Genomic DNA, 17870 nt, shown 5'->3' with positions numbered 1-17870 from the left:
GCCGGTCCCGGATAGCTCAGCGGTAGAGCAAGCGACTGTTAATCGCTCGGTCGTAGGTTCGATCCCTACTCCGGGAGCCAGGCATCTCTCCTTCTTCTATAAGTCTACCGCTGCCGCTCTGGTTGCGCTTGTGGGACGCCCGCGCCGTCGGCAAGATCGCGCGATGACAGAGCCACGCCCGACCGTCGGACTCGATCATTTCGAGGCGCTCGACATTCGCGTGGGCACCGTGACGGATGCCCAGCCCTTCCCCGAGGCCCGTAAGCCGGCGATCAAGCTGTGGATCGATTTCGGCGCGCCGATCGGAATCAAGCGCTCGTCAGCGCAGGTCACACGGCATTACAAGCCGGACCAGCTGATCGGACGGCAGGTCTGCGCGGTGGTGAACTTCCCGCCCCGGCAGATCGGATCGTTCATGAGCGAAGTGCTGACGCTGGGGCTGCCGGACCGAACCGGCGAGGTGGTTCTGGTGCGGCCCGATCATTCCGTGCCCGATGGGGGAAAATTGTTCTGATGGCCATCAACTACGCCACCGTCACCTGGGACCAGCTGCATCGCGACGCCCGTCTTCTGGCCGAGCAACTGATCGCGCATGGCCCATTCAAGGGAATCGTCGCCATCACCCGCGGCGGCCTGATCCCGGCCGCCATCATCGGTCGCGAGCTCGATTTGCGCCTGATCGAGAGCATCTCCGTGGTGTCCTACGATCAGGAGAATGCCGGCGAGCAGGCCCAGGGCGAGCCTCAGGTGATCAAGCCAGCGAGTGCGGCGGGCGACGGGGACGGGTTCCTGATCATCGACGATCTGGTGGATTCAGGCGTCACCGCGAAGCTGGTGCGCAAGCTGCTGCCCAAGGCCTATTTCGCCTGCCTCTACGCCAAGCCCTCCGGCCGCCCCTTCACCGACAAGTTCGTGGTGGAGGTGCCGCAGGACACATGGATCCTGTTCCCGTGGGACACGGCGCCGCTGTTCGTGCCGCCCCTGGCGCGCAAGACCGCCTGAACATGGCGATTCCTCCGGCGGCGACCGAACAGGTCAGCCGCCGCCATGCCGGGCTCGATTCGTGGACGGCGCGCGATCAGGTCGATTCGCTCTGGGAAGGACAGCTCGCCGCGGTCGCAGCGATCGGGCCGGCTCTGCCGGCGATCGCCGAAGCCGTGGACGCCGCCCTGCCCCGCCTGCGCGCGGGCGGACGGCTCTGTTATGCGGGCGCCGGTTCGTCCGGACGATTGGGTGCGCAAGACGGCGCCGAACTCGAGCCTACCTTCAACTGGCCGCGCGAGCGGCTGGTGCTGCTGATCGCGGGCGGTCTGCGCGCGCTCACCGAAGCGGTCGAGAACGCCGAAGACGACCGCGAGGCGGCGCTGTCGCAGGTGGCTGACGCAGCCATTGGCGCGAACGACGTGCTGATCGGCGTTGCGGCCAGCGGCGGCACGCCCTTCACGGTGACGGCGATCCGCGACGCACGCGTACGCGGCGCGCTCACCATCGGTCTCGCCAACAGTCCCCGTTGCGCCCTGCTCGACGCGTCGGAACACGCTTTGTTCGTACCCACCGGCGCGGAACCGATCGCCGGCTCCACACGCATGAAGGCGGGCACTTCGCAGAAGATCGTGCTGAATCTGCTGTCCACGGCGATGATGACCGGGCTCGGCCGGGTGCATCAGGGCCGCATGGTCGACATGCAGGCGCGCAACGAAAAGCTGCGCCGTCGCGCGGTGGCGATGGTGTCGGATCTGGCCGGGTGCGATCCCGAACATGCGTCGCAGGCGCTGGAACGCACCGGAGGCCAGGTGAAGCCGGCGATCCTGGTCGCATTGGGGCTGGAGGCCGATGCGGCGACAACGGCACTGGACCAGACCGGCGGCCATCTGCGTCCGGTGCTGGATGGGCTTGCCAGCGGGAAGCCAACTCCATAGCTTCTCCGGCGGTTCGGGGCGTGGCGCAGCCTGGTAGCGCGCGTGTTTTGGGTACACGAGGCCCCCGGTTCGAGTCCGGGCGCCCCGACCAGTTGAGGAAGGTGTTCGTCCATGCGTGCCCGGATCTATCAGCAGCCCAAGACCGCCATGCAGTCCGGCCAAGCCAACACGCATGACTGGATCCTGGAATACGGCCAGAGCGAGCAGCGCATCCAGGACCCGCTGATGGGCTGGTTCGGCTCGGGCGACACGCGCAGCCAGCTCACCCTTCGCTTCCCGACCCGCGACGACGCGATCGCCTATGCTGAGCGCGAGAACATCCCGTTCGACCTCGAACTCCCCACCGCGCGCGTGCGTCCGCCGAAGGCCTATGCCGACAATTTCCGGTTCGACCGTCGCGCGAACTGGACCCACTGATCCCAAACGGTTTCCCTGCGCGCCCTTAGCTCAGTTGGATAGAGCAACAGCCTTCTAAGCTGTGGGTCGGTGGTTCGAATCCACCAGGGCGCGCCACCTTCCCTCAGTCCGCCCGCCGACCGCCGGCACGCACGGCGGCGACAACCACCGCACTCTCGACGATCTCGGCGAACTCCTCGTTGAGATTGCTCAGCGACATGGCATGGATATCCTCGGCGCGATGCGGCGTTCCGTCCGGGCCGACGCGATCGAAGGTCCAGCACGCATCCTCGACCAAAACAGCATCGAAGCCGAGATTGCCGGCCATACGCGTGGTGGTCTCCACGCAATGATTGGTGGTGGCGCCGCAAATCAGCACCTGCTCGATACCGGCATCGCGCAGAAGCTGCTCCAGATCGGTGCCGATGAAGGCGCTGTTGACCGCCTTCACGATCACCGCCTCGCCAGGCTGCTCCCTGGCCATCTCGATCGGGGCGAAGAGCGCGCCGTCGGGATGGAAATCGGAACCCTCCGCCCGGTTGGCATGCCGGATATGGATGATCGGCCGATGCACGGCACGGAACGCCTCCAACAAAGCGGCAATCCGTTCAACGGCGCGGGGATTATTGCGATGTCGCCCACGCGACTCCCACGCCTCGAATGCCCGTTGCGCGTCGATCACCACCAGAACGGCCTTGTCGGACAGACGCATCGTCACACACTCCCTATCACCGGCCTTGCCCCGATGGTCACGCCTTGATCGGACGGTCGGCAACAGCGATCAACCGCAATGCTGGTCTCCACCTGCACCGCCCCCTAAACTCCGCGCCATGAAACCCTCGACCCCGCTCTGGATCGGCCTTGTCGTCGTCGCGCTCAACGGTCTCGTTTTCGGGCAGGAATTGCTGGAATGGCGCGCGGCACCGCACGGGACGGTCGCGTTTCCGGTCTGGACCGCCGTCACCCTCGCCGGGGCCATGGTCTATCTGCTGACCGCCGGCATCCTGTTCGACCGCGCCCGCCGCAAACGACGCTGAAGACCAACCGACGATACGATCGATCCCGACCGCTTTCGCGGCGGCCCGCGCAACCCCCCACCCACGAACGCTCCCTACCAGCCGCTCTGGGCTTTCGGCATACCGATACGACGAGCGAAGACCTGATCGTGAAGAGCCGCACCGGCTCGAAGGCCAGCGATGAGGGCTTATCACATGCCTCGTCAGTTCAGCACGAGGCGTTTCCCTGCGAACCGGCCTCGTCCGGCACGATAGCGATATCGCGCAAGCCGAGCCCCAGGCCGCGCCTGTCGGGATTCTCGGCGTCCGGCCGGGTGAGACGATCGCAACGCAACCGCACGTCCAGCAAGGTCCCTCCCAGCAGCATGTCCTGGGTGATCGCCAGGGCCAGCACCTGCTCGGTCCCGGGCAACATCTCCGCCCTGGTTTCGCTGCTGCCGGCGCACAGGGTGATCGTGACGGGCCCCGTTGCATGCGCCGGCACGCAGAGCCGCACCAGCAACGTGCGGCCGGCGCAGTGATTGGCGCGCAGATGCAACACGGCCTCCTCGGCGGACGACCAGTTGTAGTGCCCGTCGGCGCCCCACCAGTTCGCGACGAGGCTCGCCGCAGACAGGGAATCCGGCATGTCGGTATGCCGGGCCTGCAATGTCTCGCCGATCCGCAACTGCGACGGCAGCGACACGTGGTCCAGGCCCCACTGATGGTCGATCGCCTCGCGGAAAGGAGCGCCCACGGTCGGAATGACGTTGCCCGGGGTCGCCACGTCATGGTCGCCACGCACGAAGGCGGCCAGGGCACGCTGCAGCTGGTCCAGCGACAGCACCGACGCTTCATGACCGAGCGCGGCATAGCAGCGGCTCCTGTCGCTCTCGATCAGGCGATGGGCACGGGCACCGAACAAAGGCGCCTCCGTTAGTACGGAGGAGGACAGACTGATCACATCGGTGACGGATGCCGCGCTCAGGAGGTCGTAGGTGCCGATGGTGGTGAGGCAGGCACGCGGCAACGCGTCCGCAAGCCGATGCAATGGCGTGCGATCGGCTTCGTACGGGTGCGGGCTGATCAGCACGGCGTCGAGTCCGTCGGCGAGATGGCGGATCCGGTCAATATGATCGTCGAGACGGGCGAAGCGGCCATCGCTGATGAGCGAGGCGTCCACCGCCATCTGCCCGACCACCAGACCGAGCCGACCGGAATCGAACAATGGCAGATGGTGGCGGGCGCGGCGGGTGGCGCCGAAGCGGGCGGCGGCATGATCCAGTTCCGCCTGATCCACCGCCAGCCGGGCGGCCACACCGGCGAGCGCGACGGAAGAGGTCTGCAGTTCCACGAGCAGATCCGGCAGGAAGCGCTGTGCTGCCGGACCGATGCTGGCAAACGGGATCTGCCGGCGATGCGCCCATCGCGCCAGCCACGGCGGCAACTCGTAGCCGATCAACAGATCGGGCCATGGCTCTCCGAACTGCGCATCGAGGACGCGATCGAGAGTCTCGGCCTGCGGCGTGTCATCCCGGATTCCGGACAGGCTGGCCCAGCCGGCGGGGTCGCGCTCGAGGGACAGGGCGACGGCGACGGGCTCCGCATCGAAATCACCGCCCGCGGCGATCGGGGCAGCGAGGCTCACCGACCATCCGGCGCTCTCGAAGCCGGTACGAAGCAGCCCGTCGAGCCACTGATAGTTGAACCCGTTCGCGGTCATTCCGAAAACCGGTCCGCGGCACGGATCCTGGGTCAGCAGCAATTTCAAGGACGAATACCTGGCTTTCAGCTGAACCATGCGCGACGATGGTCAGCAATCCGGCCGGTCGGAGATCGGATCTTTCGACGAAACGGCCATGCTGTTGATCGCCGCATACGGACGAATTCAGCGAACTCTGTGGCGATCACGACCATGGCGCAATGTCGTGCCTGCCATTATTGCGTAGCGAAACATTGCAAACTGCCTAACGGCGGTCGCGTGGCGCACCCTCGCGAGCTCACCACGGACCGAGACTTTCGAGACTGCGGCTCATGCGTTGCTCACCCACGCAGCAGGCGCAACGTGTTCTGGTCCGCCCTGCCATCGAAGAACGCCGTCAGCGCCGAGCGAAAACCGTCCGGCTGCCCAGGCAGCGCCGCGAACAGCGTCATGCAGGAATGGAACTTCATGTCGTCCGGATAGCCGAACATATCGGTAATGGACGCCGGTCTGGCCGTCAGCACCAGATCGGTGCATGCCCGAAGACGCGGCCCCAGAACGGGATGGCGCAGAAACGCTTCCGCTTCCGCGCCGCCGTCCAGGGCGTAGAGCTGTGCCGTGGCGCTGTGGCCGAGCCCGCGTAGCTGCGGAAACACGAACCACATCCAGTGCGTGCGCTTGCGGCCCTCGGCCAGTTCGCGCTCCACCTGCTCGATCACCGGTTCCTGCGCTCGCACGAACCGGTCCAGATCGAAGTTTCCAGTCATGGCCTTTCCCCTTTCCCAGGGGATTTGGCTCACACCTCGAACACGACCCCCTGCGCCAACGGCAGGGAGGTGCCGTAGTTCACCGTGTTGGTCGCGCGACGCATATAAGCCCGCCAGCTGTCCGAACCGCTCTCGCGGCCGCCGCCGGTCTCCTTCTCACCGCCGAACGCCCCACCGATCTCGGCGCCGGACGGGCCGATATTGACGTTGGCGATGCCGCAATCCGACCCCTGCGCCGAGACGAACAGTTCGGCCTCGCGCAGATCCAGCGTGAAGATCGACGAGCTGAGCCCGGCGCCGACGTCGTTCTGCAGCGCGATCGCATCGGCCAGCGCGCCGTAGCGCATCACGTAGAGGATCGGCGCGAAGGTCTCGCGGCGCACCACCTCGGGTTGGCCAGCATTCGTCGGGATCTCCACCAGCGCCGGGCGGACATAGAACGAGTCCTCGCCTGACACCGGGACGCGCTCGCCGCCGCTCACGACACCCCCCGCCGCGCGTGCTTCGGCCAGCGCCGCCTGCATGCCGTCGAACGCGGCGCGGTCGATCAGCGGGCCGACCAGCGTGTCGCCCTCGCGCGGATCGCCCACCTTCACCGAGGCATAGGCCGCCTTCAGGCGCGCCACGAACGCGTCATGCACGCTGTCGTGCACGAACAAGCGGCGCAGCGTGGTGCAGCGCTGCCCGGCCGTGCCCATGGCGGCGAAGGCGACGCCGCGCAGCGCCAGATCGAGATCGGCGCTGGGGGCGACGATGGCGGCGTTGTTGCCGCCCAGTTCCAGGATCTGGCGGGCGAACCGCGCCGCCAGACGCGGCGCCACGGCACGGCCCATGGCGGTGGAGCCGGTGGCCGAGAGCAGCGCCACCTTCGGATGATCCACCAGCGCCTCGCCGATCTCGCGGCCGCCGATCAGAAGCTGCGACAGGCCGGCCGGCGCGTCGGCTCCGAACCGGGCTATCGCGCGCTCCACCAGGGCCTGCACGGCGATCGCGGTCAGCGGCGTCTTTTCAGACGGCTTCCACAGCACCGGGTCGCCGCAGACCAGCGCCAGCGCGGCGTTCCAGCACCACACCGCGACCGGGAAGTTGAAGGCGGAAATGATGCCGACCACGCCGAGCGGATGCCAGCTTTCCATCATCCGGTGCGAGGGACGCTCGGTGGCGATGGTCAGACCGTAGAGCTGGCGCGACAGGCCGACGGCGAAGTCGCAGATGTCGATCATCTCCTGCACTTCGCCGAGCCCCTCGGAGCCGATCTTGCCGGCTTCGAGCGTCACCAGACGGCCGAGCGCGTCCTTGTTCGCGCGCAGTTCCTCGCCCAGCAGACGCACCAGTTCGCCGCGTCGCGGGGCAGGCAGGACGCGCCATGCGAGGAACGCCTCGTGCGCACGCTCGATCTTCGCCGCTACCGTCTCGGCGGTCTCGGTCGCCAAGCGCGCGGTGATCTCGCCGGTCAGCGGCGAGCGCGCGTCGATCGTGCCGACGCCGTCGGCCTGCAGGATCGACGCAGCGATGCCGAACCCGCCGAGGATCGCGCCGGCCTCGGCCGCCATGCTGTCATGCTGTGCCATGGGAAAACCCTTTCGCTCGGTTCAGGCGGTGACGTAGTTGCGGCCGAAGCGGTTGCCGAGGAACGCGTCGAGCGCGATCTCCTCCTGACGGACGAAGCCCTTCTCCGGCAGGCTGCCCTCCATCAGCAGGTCGAGCACGGCGCAGATGCCGGACGCGGTGGTGATCTGGATCGCAGAGCACGGCACGCCATCGATCATGCCGGCGCGGACATGGTTGGCGTAGCTTTCCTGCATCAGGCGCCCGTCGCGCATGCCGGTGACGGTCACGAACACGATCACCACGTCCTGCATGGTCACCGGGATCGCGGTCTCGAAGATCTCCTTCAGCAGCGGACGCCGGTCGCGAAGACCGAGATCGTTCAGGAGGGTCTTCATGATCGCCGCATGACCCGGGTAGCGGATGGTGCGGTAGTTCAGGTTCCGCACCCGGCCCAGTAGCGTCTCGCACATCGAGCCGAGACCGCCGGAGGTGTTGAACGCCTCGTAGGCGATGCCGTCCAGCGCGAAATTCTCCAGCTCCTCGAGCGGCATGGTCTGCTGGATGCGCCCGTCGACGATCGCCTCGCAGGGTTCGCAATACTCGTTGATGACCCCGTCCGTGCTCCAGGTCAGGTTGTAGCCGAGCGCGTTGGTCGGGAATTGCGGCAGGGCGCCCACGCGCATGCGCACGTCGTGCAGCGTGTCGAAGCGCTGCGCCAGGTCGTGCGCGACGATGGTGATGAAGCCCGGCGCCAGGCCGCATTGCGGAATGAACGCGCTCGGCGCGCCGTCCGCCAGGCCGCGTACCACGCGGGTGCTGGCCACGTCCTCGGTCAGATCGAGGTAGTGCGCGCCGACCGCACGCGCCGCACGGGCGATGCGGGTGGTGAGCTGGAACGGGCCTGCATTCAGCACCGCCTTCATGCCGGAAAGCGCCGCCGCGAGCGCCGCCTCGTCATCGATGTCCACACGCACGCGGCTCACCGGATGGGCGCCGCGCAGCCGGTCGAGCTGGGCCTGATCGCGGTCGAGCACGGTGACGTCGTAGGACTGGCTGGCCGACAGCATGGCGGCGATCATGCCGCCGATCTTGCCTGCGCCGACGATGGCGATGCGCTGCATGAACCTGGAACTCCCTGAACTGTCGAGCGAAGGCGGGAGGATCGGTGCGGAACCGGACGAGTTCCAGCTGCGTATCGCCCAGGACGGACAAATCGGTTCAGCGTTTCGCCGATGGCATCGGCGAAACGCCGATGCGGGGAGATTTCGTTGCCACCCTCCCCGCTTTATGCTCCACCGGTGAGACCGAACGACGGAACCAGGGTGACCGAGCTTCCATCATCGACGACGCCCGACACGGTTTCCTTCCCGGAACCGTCCCCGTCGTCTTCCCCGCCGTCATCCCGCCATGCGGAGCCTTCCGCAGCGGCCGGCAGCTGGTCGAGCACGGATTTCCTGACGCCGCAGACAGAATGCGGGCGGCTCCTCCAGGCGATGGACTGGCGCGACAGCCCCCTCGGCACCCCGGAACACTGGCCGGAAGCGCTCAAGTCGACGCTCGGTCTGCTGCTCACCTCGCGCTCCCAGATCTGCCTGTTCTGGGGCGAGGAGCTGATCGCCTTCTACAACGACGCCTATCGCGCAGCGATCGGCGAGAACCATCCGCGCGCCCTGGGCCGGCCGGCGCGCGAAGGCTGGGCGGCGCTCTGGGGTTCGCTGGAGCCGTTGCTGCGCGGCGTGCAGCGCACCGGCCGCACCTACGACCGCGAAGCGATGCTGTTCCGCCAGCTCCGCCACGGCTTCCTGGAGGACACGTTCTTCGACGTGTCCTACAACCCCATCCGCACCAGCGACGGCCGGATCGAGGGCGTGTTCTGCATCGTCGTGGACCAGACCAGACGCGTGCTGGACGAGCGCCGTCTGATGATCCTGCGCGACCTGTCCCTGCGCGCCGGAATCGAGACCGCCGCCGATGCCGCGCGCGCCTTCGTGTCGGTTCTGACCGAGAAACGCGGACCGGACGTGCCTTACGCCCTGGTCTATCTTCAGAACAGGCAGGGCCATTTCCGTCTCGAAGCCACCCATGGCGGCAGACCCGATCCTGCGATCGCCGAGATCCCGTCCGGAACCGAACCGGCGGAGGATTCACGCCTCCAGGCCGTGGCACGCGTGGCCGCGGGCGGCCCGGTGGAAACGCTGCAAGCCGGCTTCCTGATCGATCCGCCGTCTTTCGCCAACCGGCTCACCGTGATCCTGCCGCTGCTGGCCGGCCATGACGTTGTCGGCGTGCTGGTGATGGCTAAGAACCGCCATATCGCCGTCGATGCCGACGCGCGGCGCTTCTCCGAACTGGTCGCGGGCCAGCTTTCCGCCCTTCTGTCCACCGCACGCGTGCTGGCCGAGGAGCGCCACCGCGCCCAGGCGCTGGAACAACAGGTCACCGCCGCCCTCGCCGAACGCGAGATCGCCGAGGCACGCCTGCGTCAGGCGCAGAAGATGGAGGCGATCGGCAAGCTCACCGGCGGCGTGGCGCACGATTTCAACAACCTGCTCCAGGTCATCGGCGGCAATCTCCACCTGTTGAGCCGCGACGTCGCCGGCATGCCGCGTGCGGAACGGCGCATCGCCAATGCGCTCGCCGGCGTCGCGCGCGGCGCCAAGCTCTCCTCGCAACTGCTCGCCTTCAGCCGGCGCCAGCCGCTGGAGCCGAAAGTGGTGCGGGTGGAACGGCTGATCGCCGGCATGGACGACATGTTCCGCCGCTCGCTCGGCGAGGCGGTCGAGATCGAGACGCGCGTCGGCGCCGGGCTGTGGTCCACCATGATCGACCCGACCCAACTTGAAAACGCGCTACTGAACCTCGCCATCAACGCCCGCGACGCCATGAACGGTCGCGGCCGCCTGTCGATCGACGCCACCAACGCGATCCTCGACGACAGCTATTGCCACCGTCACGGCGACGCCACGCCCGGCCACTACGTGGACGTGTCCGTGACCGATACCGGCCATGGAATGAGCCGCGAGATCATCGAGCAGGTGTTCGAGCCGTTCTTCTCGACCAAGCCGGAAGGCAAGGGCACCGGCCTCGGCCTGTCGATGGTCTACGGCTTCGTGCACCAGTCCGGCGGCCATATCCGCATCGACAGCGCACCGGCTCAGGGCACCACCATCCACCTGTTCCTGCCGCGCACGATGGAACACGAACCGCCGCTGCTGGAGCCGGAACACACACCCGTCGTCGCCGGCGGCAACGAGACGATCCTGGTCGCGGAAGACAACGAAGGCGTGCGCGACACGGTGGTCTCCATGCTGGTCGAGCTCGGCTACCGCGTGCTGAAGGCCAAGGACGCCGCCAGCGCGATGAACGTGCTGGAAAGCGGCGTGCGGATCGACCTGCTATTCACCGACGTGGTGATGCCGGGCGAAATGCGCGGCCCGGAACTCGCCGCCCGCGCCCGGGAGCGCATTCCCGGCCTCGCGGTCCTGTTCACCTCCGGCTACACCGAGGACGCGCTTCTGCACGGCGGCAAGCTGGAAGACGGCATCGACCTCCTGTCCAAGCCCTACACGGCGGAGTCTCTGGCCCGGAAGCTGCGCCAGGTGCTGAGCAATCGCGACCAGAACGGGAGCGATTCCGCCGGCGTCAGGCGCCGCCTGCGCGTGCTGCTGGTCGAGGACGACGTACTGATCCGCGACACCAGCGCCGAGTTGCTGACGTCGCACGGGCATGTCGTGGCCCAGGCCAGCAGCGCCGAAGCGGCGATCGATCTGCTGCGACGCGACCGGTTCGACGTGCTGGCGACCGATCTCGGCCTGCCCGGCGTCGGCGGCGCGACGCTGGCTCGCACGGCACTGGAAACCGACCCGTCGATCGGCCTCGTTTTCGCGACCGGCGACACCGCCTTCGAAGCCGAGCTGACGGGGCCGTTCGCCGGCGCCGTGCTGCTGGCCAAGCCCTATGACGAGCCGGCGCTGCTGGCGGCGATCCGGCGCGCGATCAACCCGCTCCGCTGAACCGCGCGCGCACTCGTTCGTTGTTCATCCGCAAGGGCCGAACCGGCCCGCAACGGAGAAACGACGTGCGATCCATTTTCAATGCTGCCTCGTTCAAGCCCGCTCATCTCGTGCTAGCGCTGCCGCTGGTCGCCGCGGCCTGCGGGCAGGCGGGCGCACCCACCAAGTCCGATATCCAGCAGGTCGTGACCGCGAAAATGGAGCAGGCCAACAAGAACGCGTCCGACAATTCGCTCGGCCTGCTCAAGGGCCCCTACGACGTCAACAACTTCGCCGTCACCGGCGCCGACTGCACGCCCAAGGAGAACGGCATCTATTCCTGCGCCGTAACGGCACAGAGCAAGGGCGGCACCAACACCGCCACCCTCGCCTTCAAGAAGACCAACGGTGTGTGGACGCTGGTGACGAACTAATCCGCGTCACGGGCCGGCGGAAACGCCGGTCCATTCCGAGACGTGATCGGACAGGGAGGGCCGGGCAACGACACGCTCGGCCTCTTTCGGCGTGCCGATGAAGAGGTAGCCGATCAGTCGCTCCGGCGCGCCGATCCCGAGAGCTGCAGGCATGGCCGGATCGTAGGCATTGGCACCGGTGATCCAGATCCCCGCGAATCCCTCCGCATGAATGGCATTGAGAATGTTCATGCTGGCCGCGGCCGCCGACATCAGCTGTTCATCCTCGGGAATCTTGTGGCCCGGCGTAATCCGCGCCACCAGGGCGACAAGCAGAGGCGCGCGCAGCATCTTGCCGCGCTGCTTCGAAACGGCGTCCGGCGATGCGTCCGGCTCGCGACGCCGAAACGCATCCGCCGAAATGTCCGCGAGCGTTTCGATGGCGTCGCCGCGCACCAGGATGAAGCGCCAGGGCCGAAGCTTGCCATGATCCGGTGCGCGGAGAGCACATCCGAGGATACGGTCCAGGACCTCGCCCGCCGGCGCAGGCTCGCGGAGCGCATTGGTCGAGCTGCGCTCCAGCAGGCAATCGGTCGCGTTCATGCCGAGAGCGCCTTCTCGATCGCACCGGCCAGCACGGGATCGTCCACGGTGATATCCGGGGCGAACCGTGCGACCACGCGTCCGTCGCGGCCGATCAGGAACTTCTCGAAATTCCACATGATCTCCGCCGAATCGACGGCGACGCCATGCTTCGCCAAGCGCACACGCATCCCGCCATCCTCGCTTTCGATTGGCTCCGGCGCCGCCGCCAGCAGGGCGCGATACAGAGGATGACGCCCCGGCCCGTTGACATCGATGCGCGAGAACATCGGAAACGTCACGCCATAGGTGGTCGAGCAGAACGCGGCGATCTCCGCGTCGCTGCCCGGTTCCTGCTCGCGGAACTGGTTGCAGGGAAAGCCAAGGATCACCAGCCCTCGATCGCGCTCACGGCGGTAGAGGTGTTCGAGCGCCTCGTACTGCGGCGTCAGCCCGCACTTGGACGCGACATTCACCACCAGCAGCACCTTGCCGGCATAATCCGACAAGGACGCGTCCCCGCCGTCGATGGTGGTCAGCGACGTCCGCATCAGATCCGGCATAAAGACTACCCCTCGTTCTGGCTCGAATACACCGTAGAGCCGCCGCCCCCTCAGTAGAAGTAGGGGCCGAAACCAGGGCCGAACCCGGGACCGAACGGACCGCCCCAGCCGCCGAAATCCCAAGCGGGATCGGAATAAAGCTGCGCCGTCATCTGCTGCTCGTCGGCCAGATGCTGCTGGAACATCATCTGCTTGTAGCGGCCGTAGGCCTGCTCGGAGCCGACATAGAGACAGCCGCAGACGAGCGGATCGGCATACAGATAGACGTAGTGGTCGCCCACCTGACGCATCTCGAACTTATGCGGCGGCAGCTTCTGCAGCATGGTCTGCCGCTGTGGCGTGTCGGCCGGGCGGGCGATGAACCCGGCGGCGACGAGCCGGTTCTCCTTGTCCTGCACCAGCTCCTGCGGGGTCGCGCAGGCGGACAGAACGAGTGGCAGGCTGACGGCGGCGCCAGCCAGAGCGATTCGAGCTTTGGATCGGAACATCGTGCGAACCCCGCGGGATGACCGGACATCGTCGTCCGGACCACCGAGGAAGACGCCGCGACCCGCCCTTCCGTTCCGGAAGGGCGAGGTTACAACGCAGACAGGGTCAGGACTGGCCAGCTTTCGGCAGGTGGCGCGCGATATAGGGAGGCAGATTGAACGAGCCGGCCTGGATTTCGGGAGTCCAATATTCGGTCCTGCCCGCGATCCCCGCCTCTTCGGCACGCGCGGCGATCGTCGCTGCCGGAACGGGACGCGCCAGCGCCTCGCCCTTGCCGGCGATGCCCAAGGTCATGAAACCACCGACATAGGTCGGCACGGCGGCGACATAGGCCGAAACACGCGGAAAGAAGCGTGCGCGACGCAGGCTGGTCTGGTGCAGCTCTTCCGCCTGCATGAACGGCACGCCGCACTGGTTCACGATCAGACCGTCGGTGGTCAGGATGCGCGCGCAGTTCTGGTAGAACTCGTCGGTGAAGAGAACGTCGCCCACGCCGATCGGATCGGTGCTGTCGACGATGATCACGTCGAACGACGCATCGGCCGCCTTGCGAACATAGTCGATACCGTCGCCGACGATCACCTCGGCGCGTGGATGGGTCCAGGCATCGCCGGCGATGTTCGGCAGGAACTCCTTGGACAGACGAATGACTTCGCCGTCGATCTCGACCATCACGGCGCGCTCGACGCCCTTGTGCTGCAGAACGCGCCGTAGCACGCCGCCATCGCCAGCGCCGATGATCAGCACGTTACGCGCAGCACCATGCGTCAGCAGAGGCACATGCGCCAGCATCTCCTGGTAAACGAATTCGTCGCCCTCGGTGATCTGGATGGCACCGTCGAGCACCAGGACACGGCCATGATGCTCGCTCTCGAACACCACGATGTCCTGGAAGTCGCTCGTCACGCGAGCGAGCTCCTGTTTCACGCTGAAGCGCTGGCCCCAGCCGGGATAAAGCGTCTCGTTGATCCAGGTCGGCTCGCTCATCGATCCCAATCCTCGTGCGTTCGGTATGGACCTAAACAAGAAAAAGGCCGGGACTGGCCCGGCCTCCCTCATAACGGCTCTGCGTCCGCAGCGTCAGAAGACGCGGCCGCGACGCTGCTCGTCGCACTCGACGCGCGCGGCTTTGAAGGTGCGCTGCATCACAGGGATCGCCAGATGCGGATCGCACGCGCCGCACATGAAGATGTCCACGGCCGCGAAATTGCGCTCCGGCCAGGTGTGGATCGAGATGTGGCTTTCGGCCAGCACGACGACGCCGGACACGCCACCATTCGGAGAGAAATGGTGGAAGTGGCTATGCAGGATCGTGGCGCCGGCAGTGACGGCCGCCTCGCACAGGGTGCGATCGATCAGATCGGGATCACCGAGATTCGTCGCGTCCCACAGGTCGACCAGAAGATGCGTTCCCGCAAACTTCATGCCGTCCTTCTCGACGAAATAATCCTTGGATTCCTCCGGCACGACAGCCGAAGAAGCGGAAGACATCTGGATATTGCTCGGAGAATCCGAAACCATCCCCAGTTGAGCAAGTGCGTTCATCACGTACCCCCAAACCAGTAGACAGCCTGTTGGGCAGGAGCGCCCCCTTGGGCCAAGGCGGCGGGTGATAGGTCCATCTCCCCCCCAACGCAAGCATAAATCGCAGTTTTGGCGAGAAAACTTTGCCAAAACCGAGCATGGCAGCCCGGCGCGGGTCGCTCCGTCATCAGCTCGCCCCACCCCCCAGCCCTTTCAATGCCGAGCGCGCCGCACTGAGATCGCCGGCGGAACGCGGCAGATCGGCGATCGAGGTGACGTCGGGCGCAGCGAGCAGACCCAGCATGTCGCGTTTCGGTTGATCGGCGAACGACGCCGACCACGTCTGGTCGAGTTGCTTCAAGGCATCGAGATGGCCGGCACGAGACAAGGCGCCGGCCAGACGCAGCACAAGGTCTTCGCCATCCGAATCCAGCACCTTTCCGTCCGGCCCCTTGGGCATCCTGAGGGACAGCAGCGCCGAAAGCGCATCGGCCTCTCCCTGCCAATCCTTGTTGTCGCCCAGCATGGACGCCTTCAACGTCAATGCATCCGCATCCTGGAGGCTCGTCAGAGCGGCGACCGCACCACCCCGATCGCCTTGTGCCTGCAGTATCCTGGCGTGCAGCATCGTGCGCCGCTCCTGCGCCGCTGCCGGCAGAGCATCATCCGGCACGGAGGACAGGATTGAAGCAGCCGCCTTGGGGTCGTCCTGCTCCAGCAAGGACTGGCTCAGCGCCAGCCCCAGCGTCGCCTTGTCCTTGCCGGGCGGAGACTGTTCGAACGCCTGCTGGAGGAAATGCGTCGCCTGGCCAGGCAGATCCAATGCGGCGAGGCGGTCCGCAAGCCGAGTCGTCAAGGCGACGCGGTCGAGATCCTGCGGCAACAAATCCTGGTTCTTCTGCAGAAGCGCCACTGCGCCGAGAACATCGCCCGCATCGCCTCCGCTCTTCCCGCCGGCGGCAGCGTCGCTTCCGGTGCCGGCACCGGCCGCCTGCACCATGATCTCTCCTGCCAACCGTTTGATCTGGGGCGAAACGTCGCCGGCATCCTGCTCGCGTAGGATCGCGATCGCTTTCGCGAATTCCCGGTTCTCCGCTCTCAACCGGGCAGCCCGAATGGCCACATCGGCTTCCCGCCCGGCCATGCGCCCGTCATAGATCAGGGCCTCGGTGCGTTTCGCTGCCTCGCCCGGACCGATCAGGTGGTCGTGCAGACGCAGATCGATCGCGTCCAGCGCCGCCGATAACGAGACATCCGGGTCGCGATCGGCGAACAACCTGTCCAGCGAAGCCAGGGCCGGCTTGTCGCCATCGACGCCTTCGCTCACGATCGCCCGCGCCAGCCCGATCTTGCCACCCTGATCGGGCAGTTCCGACACCAGTGTCCGCGCGGTCTCGTCACCACTTCGGGCGAGCGCGAGCGCCGCATCGCCCTGAACTCGCTGCCGCAAAGTCGCGGGATACGCCCCGAGAAGACGCCAGAAATCCCGGATCGAACGCAGCGCCGGCTTATCCGACGGCGTCTCCCGGGCAATCGCCAGCCCTCGCCACAAAGCGGCCTCGTCGCTGTTGCCGATCGCAGGATCGGCCAGCAAGCGCGCTGCATCCGGATCGCCCGCCAGAAATGCGCCCGCACCGATCAGGAACGCGCTGGTCGCCCGATCAGAAGCGCCCGGGGCATCCTGATCGGCGATGTCGGCGAGCCGTCGTGTCTCGATGCCGAAACCGAGTGCGAGGGCAGCACGTGCAGCATCCAGCCGCGCGCCACGACGCGCCGCGGCCGGGAGAGCCGCACTGGTGGCCAGAAAGGATTTGTAGCGCCGCCATTGTTCACCACGATCGACCTGCGCCAGCTCAACCGCACGGGAGAAGGACGACGCAGGATCGACCTGGTAACCACCCGCCGGAGCGAACGGATCGAACAAGTGAAGGCCCGCTGCATGCGGCCGTAACTCGACACGATCCGCCAGCCGCTCCACCACCACGCCCAAGAGGCTCGGAACCAGACGGTAACCCGGCGAACGTCCGATCGCCGTCACGGCATGGCTATCGCCGCGCACGGTTCCCACAAGCAGATCCCCACCCCCAGCCGGATCGGCGATGGTCAGCACGTCGCCTACATCGGAAAGAGCGAAATCCAACCCGTCCTGCATCGCCGCGGGTACAACCGGTTCGGCTTTGCCCGTGCGTCTGGTCAACAACCAGCCAGCTTCCACCTTGCGCAGGGAAATCGGACTGGATGCCTCGCACGGCATGTCGAGAAGCGTGCCGGCCGGCAACAGCGTCAGCCGCGCCTGCTGAAACACCGGATCACCGGACGAAGCCGACAGGTCGATCGGCTTCCGGCTGTCGAACACGACCTCCAATCGTCCGGCACGGCGAAACACAGCGGCACCGACCGTTCGGCCGAACGGAAGCAACAACTCGGCGGCTTCGTTCGACGCAGGCGGGATCAGCGCTGCCTCGATCGAAACCGGGCTGGTACCTACTGGCATCACAGCCGATACGCCCGGTGTCATCGCGGAGGAAGGCGACCTGACAAGGTTCGAGGACGGTATGCCCGGTCCCGGTTGATCCACGACGGCAATCATCGGTGACGGCAAGCCAGGCAGCACGCCGCCCGTCGCGGGAGATGCGGACACCGTCTCCGGCTGTTTCCCGGTAGCAAGGATCGGCTCGGTGTCGGGCGGCCTGATTTCCAGCACGTATCGCCCCGGCGATTGCACCGGTCGAACGACCGCCGCGCGACGCAGCCGTATCACCGTATGGCCCCGCGACGATCTGACCGTCAGCGCCCCGGATCCCGCCGCCGCTTTTCGGTCCAGCAAACCCAGTGCCGGCGTCAGCGTCAGTTCATCGCCGACCCGCGACAGGGAAACGGGTTCGTCGCTTCGGGTCACGAACACCAGCCGACCCGGCGGAACGGAAATATCCCCGGAGCCATGCGCGACGACGGGTTGATCCGTCCCCACCGCCGC

At 66.7% G+C, this 17870-nt stretch carries 18 protein-coding genes and 3 tRNA genes; 10 read left to right on the top strand and 11 right to left on the bottom strand.

Annotated features, from left to right (window positions below):
* The first annotated feature begins 5 nt into the window (after positions 1–5).
* The 7 genes from ACZ5BM_RS14835 to ACZ5BM_RS14805 all read left to right on the top strand — a co-directional run bounded on the left by ACZ5BM_RS14835 (position 6) and on the right by ACZ5BM_RS14805 (position 2432).
* Positions 6–80 (top strand) — tRNA-Asn (locus tag ACZ5BM_RS14835).
* A gap of 83 nt (positions 81–163) precedes the next feature.
* Positions 164–514, top strand: a complete 351-nt coding sequence (locus ACZ5BM_RS14830) for a tRNA-binding protein (RefSeq protein ID WP_498908886.1) — start codon at positions 164–166, stop codon at positions 512–514.
* The gene (gene gpt, locus ACZ5BM_RS14825) at positions 514–1002 is read left to right on the top strand and encodes a xanthine phosphoribosyltransferase (protein ID WP_498908885.1); all 489 of its coding nucleotides are present in this window, start codon (positions 514–516) and stop codon (positions 1000–1002) included. Before ACZ5BM_RS14830 ends, gpt begins: the two co-directional genes overlap by 1 nt.
* 2 nt (positions 1003–1004) lie before the next feature.
* Positions 1005–1919, top strand: a complete 915-nt coding sequence (locus ACZ5BM_RS14820; RefSeq protein WP_498908884.1) for an N-acetylmuramic acid 6-phosphate etherase — start codon at positions 1005–1007, stop codon at positions 1917–1919.
* A 14-nt stretch (positions 1920–1933) separates the two neighbouring features.
* A tRNA-Pro gene (locus tag ACZ5BM_RS14815) sits at positions 1934–2010 on the top strand.
* Positions 2011–2030: 20 nt separating this feature from the next.
* Positions 2031–2336 (top strand): ETC complex I subunit, encoded by a 306-nt coding sequence (locus tag ACZ5BM_RS14810; protein WP_498908883.1) that lies wholly within the window; start codon positions 2031–2033, stop codon positions 2334–2336.
* 19 nt (positions 2337–2355) lie between these two features.
* Positions 2356–2432: transfer RNA gene (locus tag ACZ5BM_RS14805), tRNA-Arg, on the top strand.
* A gap of 7 nt (positions 2433–2439) precedes the next feature.
* On the opposite strand, the gene ACZ5BM_RS14800 is transcribed toward ACZ5BM_RS14805, so the two are convergent.
* The gene (locus ACZ5BM_RS14800; RefSeq protein WP_498908882.1) at positions 2440–3027 is read right to left on the bottom strand and encodes a cysteine hydrolase family protein; all 588 of its coding nucleotides are present in this window, start codon (positions 3025–3027) and stop codon (positions 2440–2442) included.
* A gap of 118 nt (positions 3028–3145) precedes the next feature.
* On the opposite strand from ACZ5BM_RS14800, the gene ACZ5BM_RS14795 reads away from it, so the two are divergent.
* The gene (locus tag ACZ5BM_RS14795; protein WP_498908881.1) at positions 3146–3352 is read left to right on the top strand and encodes a hypothetical protein; all 207 of its coding nucleotides are present in this window, start codon (positions 3146–3148) and stop codon (positions 3350–3352) included.
* Positions 3353–3539: 187 nt separating this feature from the next.
* On the opposite strand, the gene ACZ5BM_RS14790 is transcribed toward ACZ5BM_RS14795, so the two are convergent.
* The 4 genes from ACZ5BM_RS14790 to ACZ5BM_RS14775 form a co-directional block, all read right to left on the bottom strand.
* On the bottom strand, positions 3540–5033 hold the full coding sequence (locus tag ACZ5BM_RS14790) for a hypothetical protein (RefSeq protein ID WP_498908880.1): 1494 nt from the start codon (positions 5031–5033) through the stop codon (positions 3540–3542).
* A gap of 320 nt (positions 5034–5353) precedes the next feature.
* Positions 5354–5779 (bottom strand): DUF1810 domain-containing protein, encoded by a 426-nt coding sequence (locus ACZ5BM_RS14785; protein ID WP_498908879.1) that lies wholly within the window; start codon positions 5777–5779, stop codon positions 5354–5356.
* Positions 5780–5808: 29 nt separating this feature from the next.
* Positions 5809–7350, bottom strand: a complete 1542-nt coding sequence (amaB, locus tag ACZ5BM_RS14780; protein ID WP_498908878.1) for an aldehyde dehydrogenase family protein — start codon at positions 7348–7350, stop codon at positions 5809–5811.
* 21 nt (positions 7351–7371) lie between these two features.
* The gene (locus tag ACZ5BM_RS14775) at positions 7372–8451 is read right to left on the bottom strand and encodes a saccharopine dehydrogenase family protein (RefSeq protein WP_498908877.1); all 1080 of its coding nucleotides are present in this window, start codon (positions 8449–8451) and stop codon (positions 7372–7374) included.
* Between the two features lie 201 nt (positions 8452–8652).
* Between ACZ5BM_RS14775 and ACZ5BM_RS14770 the strand changes: the two genes are divergently transcribed.
* Entirely contained in the window at positions 8653–11343 is a 2691-nt protein-coding gene (locus tag ACZ5BM_RS14770; RefSeq protein WP_498908876.1) for a response regulator, read from the top strand.
* A gap of 65 nt (positions 11344–11408) precedes the next feature.
* Entirely contained in the window at positions 11409–11756 is a 348-nt protein-coding gene (locus ACZ5BM_RS14765) for a hypothetical protein (RefSeq protein WP_498908875.1), read from the top strand.
* A gap of 6 nt (positions 11757–11762) precedes the next feature.
* On the opposite strand, the gene ACZ5BM_RS14760 is transcribed toward ACZ5BM_RS14765, so the two are convergent.
* The 6 genes from ACZ5BM_RS14760 to ACZ5BM_RS14735 form a co-directional block, all read right to left on the bottom strand.
* On the bottom strand, positions 11763–12338 hold the full coding sequence (locus tag ACZ5BM_RS14760; RefSeq protein WP_498908874.1) for a nitroreductase family protein: 576 nt from the start codon (positions 12336–12338) through the stop codon (positions 11763–11765).
* A complete protein-coding gene (locus ACZ5BM_RS14755; protein WP_498908873.1) occupies positions 12335–12880 on the bottom strand; it encodes a glutathione peroxidase in 546 nt (181 codons plus the stop codon). Before ACZ5BM_RS14755 ends, ACZ5BM_RS14760 begins: the two co-directional genes overlap by 4 nt.
* Before the next feature lie 50 nt (positions 12881–12930).
* Positions 12931–13368 (bottom strand): hypothetical protein, encoded by a 438-nt coding sequence (locus ACZ5BM_RS14750; RefSeq protein WP_498908872.1) that lies wholly within the window; start codon positions 13366–13368, stop codon positions 12931–12933.
* Between the two features lie 106 nt (positions 13369–13474).
* A complete protein-coding gene (gene speE, locus ACZ5BM_RS14745; RefSeq protein ID WP_498908871.1) occupies positions 13475–14356 on the bottom strand; it encodes a spermidine synthase in 882 nt (293 codons plus the stop codon).
* A 93-nt stretch (positions 14357–14449) separates the two neighbouring features.
* Complete coding sequence (gene speD, locus ACZ5BM_RS14740) at positions 14450–14914, bottom strand: S-adenosylmethionine decarboxylase (RefSeq protein WP_498908870.1); 465 nt, start codon at positions 14912–14914, stop codon at positions 14450–14452.
* A 166-nt stretch (positions 14915–15080) separates the two neighbouring features.
* Positions 15081–17792, bottom strand: a complete 2712-nt coding sequence (locus ACZ5BM_RS14735; RefSeq protein WP_498908869.1) for a hypothetical protein — start codon at positions 17790–17792, stop codon at positions 15081–15083.
* Between the last annotated feature and the right edge of the window lie 78 nt (positions 17793–17870).

The sequence above is a fragment of the Lichenicola sp. GTC18331 genome (genome assembly GCF_055386855.1).
The sequence above is the reverse complement of the archived record's forward strand: the minus strand, read 5'-3'. Positions and strand labels throughout refer to the sequence as shown.

What these genes read in the sequence shown, in the direction of transcription:
- ACZ5BM_RS14830 (WP_498908886.1), top strand. Translation starts at nt 164, where the DNA reads ATGACAGAGCCACGCCCGACCGTCGGACTCGATCATTTCGAGGCGCTC.
- amaB (WP_498908878.1), bottom strand. Translation starts at nt 7,350, where the DNA reads ATGGCACAGCATGACAGCATGGCGGCCGAGGCCGGCGCGATCCTCGGC.
- ACZ5BM_RS14790 (WP_498908880.1), bottom strand. Translation starts at nt 5,033, where the DNA reads ATGACCGCGAACGGGTTCAACTATCAGTGGCTCGACGGGCTGCTTCGT.
- ACZ5BM_RS14810 (WP_498908883.1), top strand. Translation starts at nt 2,031, where the DNA reads ATGCGTGCCCGGATCTATCAGCAGCCCAAGACCGCCATGCAGTCCGGC.
- ACZ5BM_RS14760 (WP_498908874.1), bottom strand. Translation starts at nt 12,338, where the DNA reads ATGAACGCGACCGATTGCCTGCTGGAGCGCAGCTCGACCAATGCGCTC.
- ACZ5BM_RS14775 (WP_498908877.1), bottom strand. Translation starts at nt 8,451, where the DNA reads ATGCAGCGCATCGCCATCGTCGGCGCAGGCAAGATCGGCGGCATGATC.
- ACZ5BM_RS14755 (WP_498908873.1), bottom strand. Translation starts at nt 12,880, where the DNA reads ATGCCGGATCTGATGCGGACGTCGCTGACCACCATCGACGGCGGGGAC.
- ACZ5BM_RS14750 (WP_498908872.1), bottom strand. Translation starts at nt 13,368, where the DNA reads ATGTTCCGATCCAAAGCTCGAATCGCTCTGGCTGGCGCCGCCGTCAGC.
- ACZ5BM_RS14820 (WP_498908884.1), top strand. Translation starts at nt 1,005, where the DNA reads ATGGCGATTCCTCCGGCGGCGACCGAACAGGTCAGCCGCCGCCATGCC.
- gpt (WP_498908885.1), top strand. Translation starts at nt 514, where the DNA reads ATGGCCATCAACTACGCCACCGTCACCTGGGACCAGCTGCATCGCGAC.
- ACZ5BM_RS14785 (WP_498908879.1), bottom strand. Translation starts at nt 5,779, where the DNA reads ATGACTGGAAACTTCGATCTGGACCGGTTCGTGCGAGCGCAGGAACCG.
- ACZ5BM_RS14795 (WP_498908881.1), top strand. Translation starts at nt 3,146, where the DNA reads ATGAAACCCTCGACCCCGCTCTGGATCGGCCTTGTCGTCGTCGCGCTC.
- speE (WP_498908871.1), bottom strand. Translation starts at nt 14,356, where the DNA reads ATGAGCGAGCCGACCTGGATCAACGAGACGCTTTATCCCGGCTGGGGC.
- ACZ5BM_RS14800 (WP_498908882.1), bottom strand. Translation starts at nt 3,027, where the DNA reads ATGCGTCTGTCCGACAAGGCCGTTCTGGTGGTGATCGACGCGCAACGG.
- speD (WP_498908870.1), bottom strand. Translation starts at nt 14,914, where the DNA reads ATGAACGCACTTGCTCAACTGGGGATGGTTTCGGATTCTCCGAGCAAT.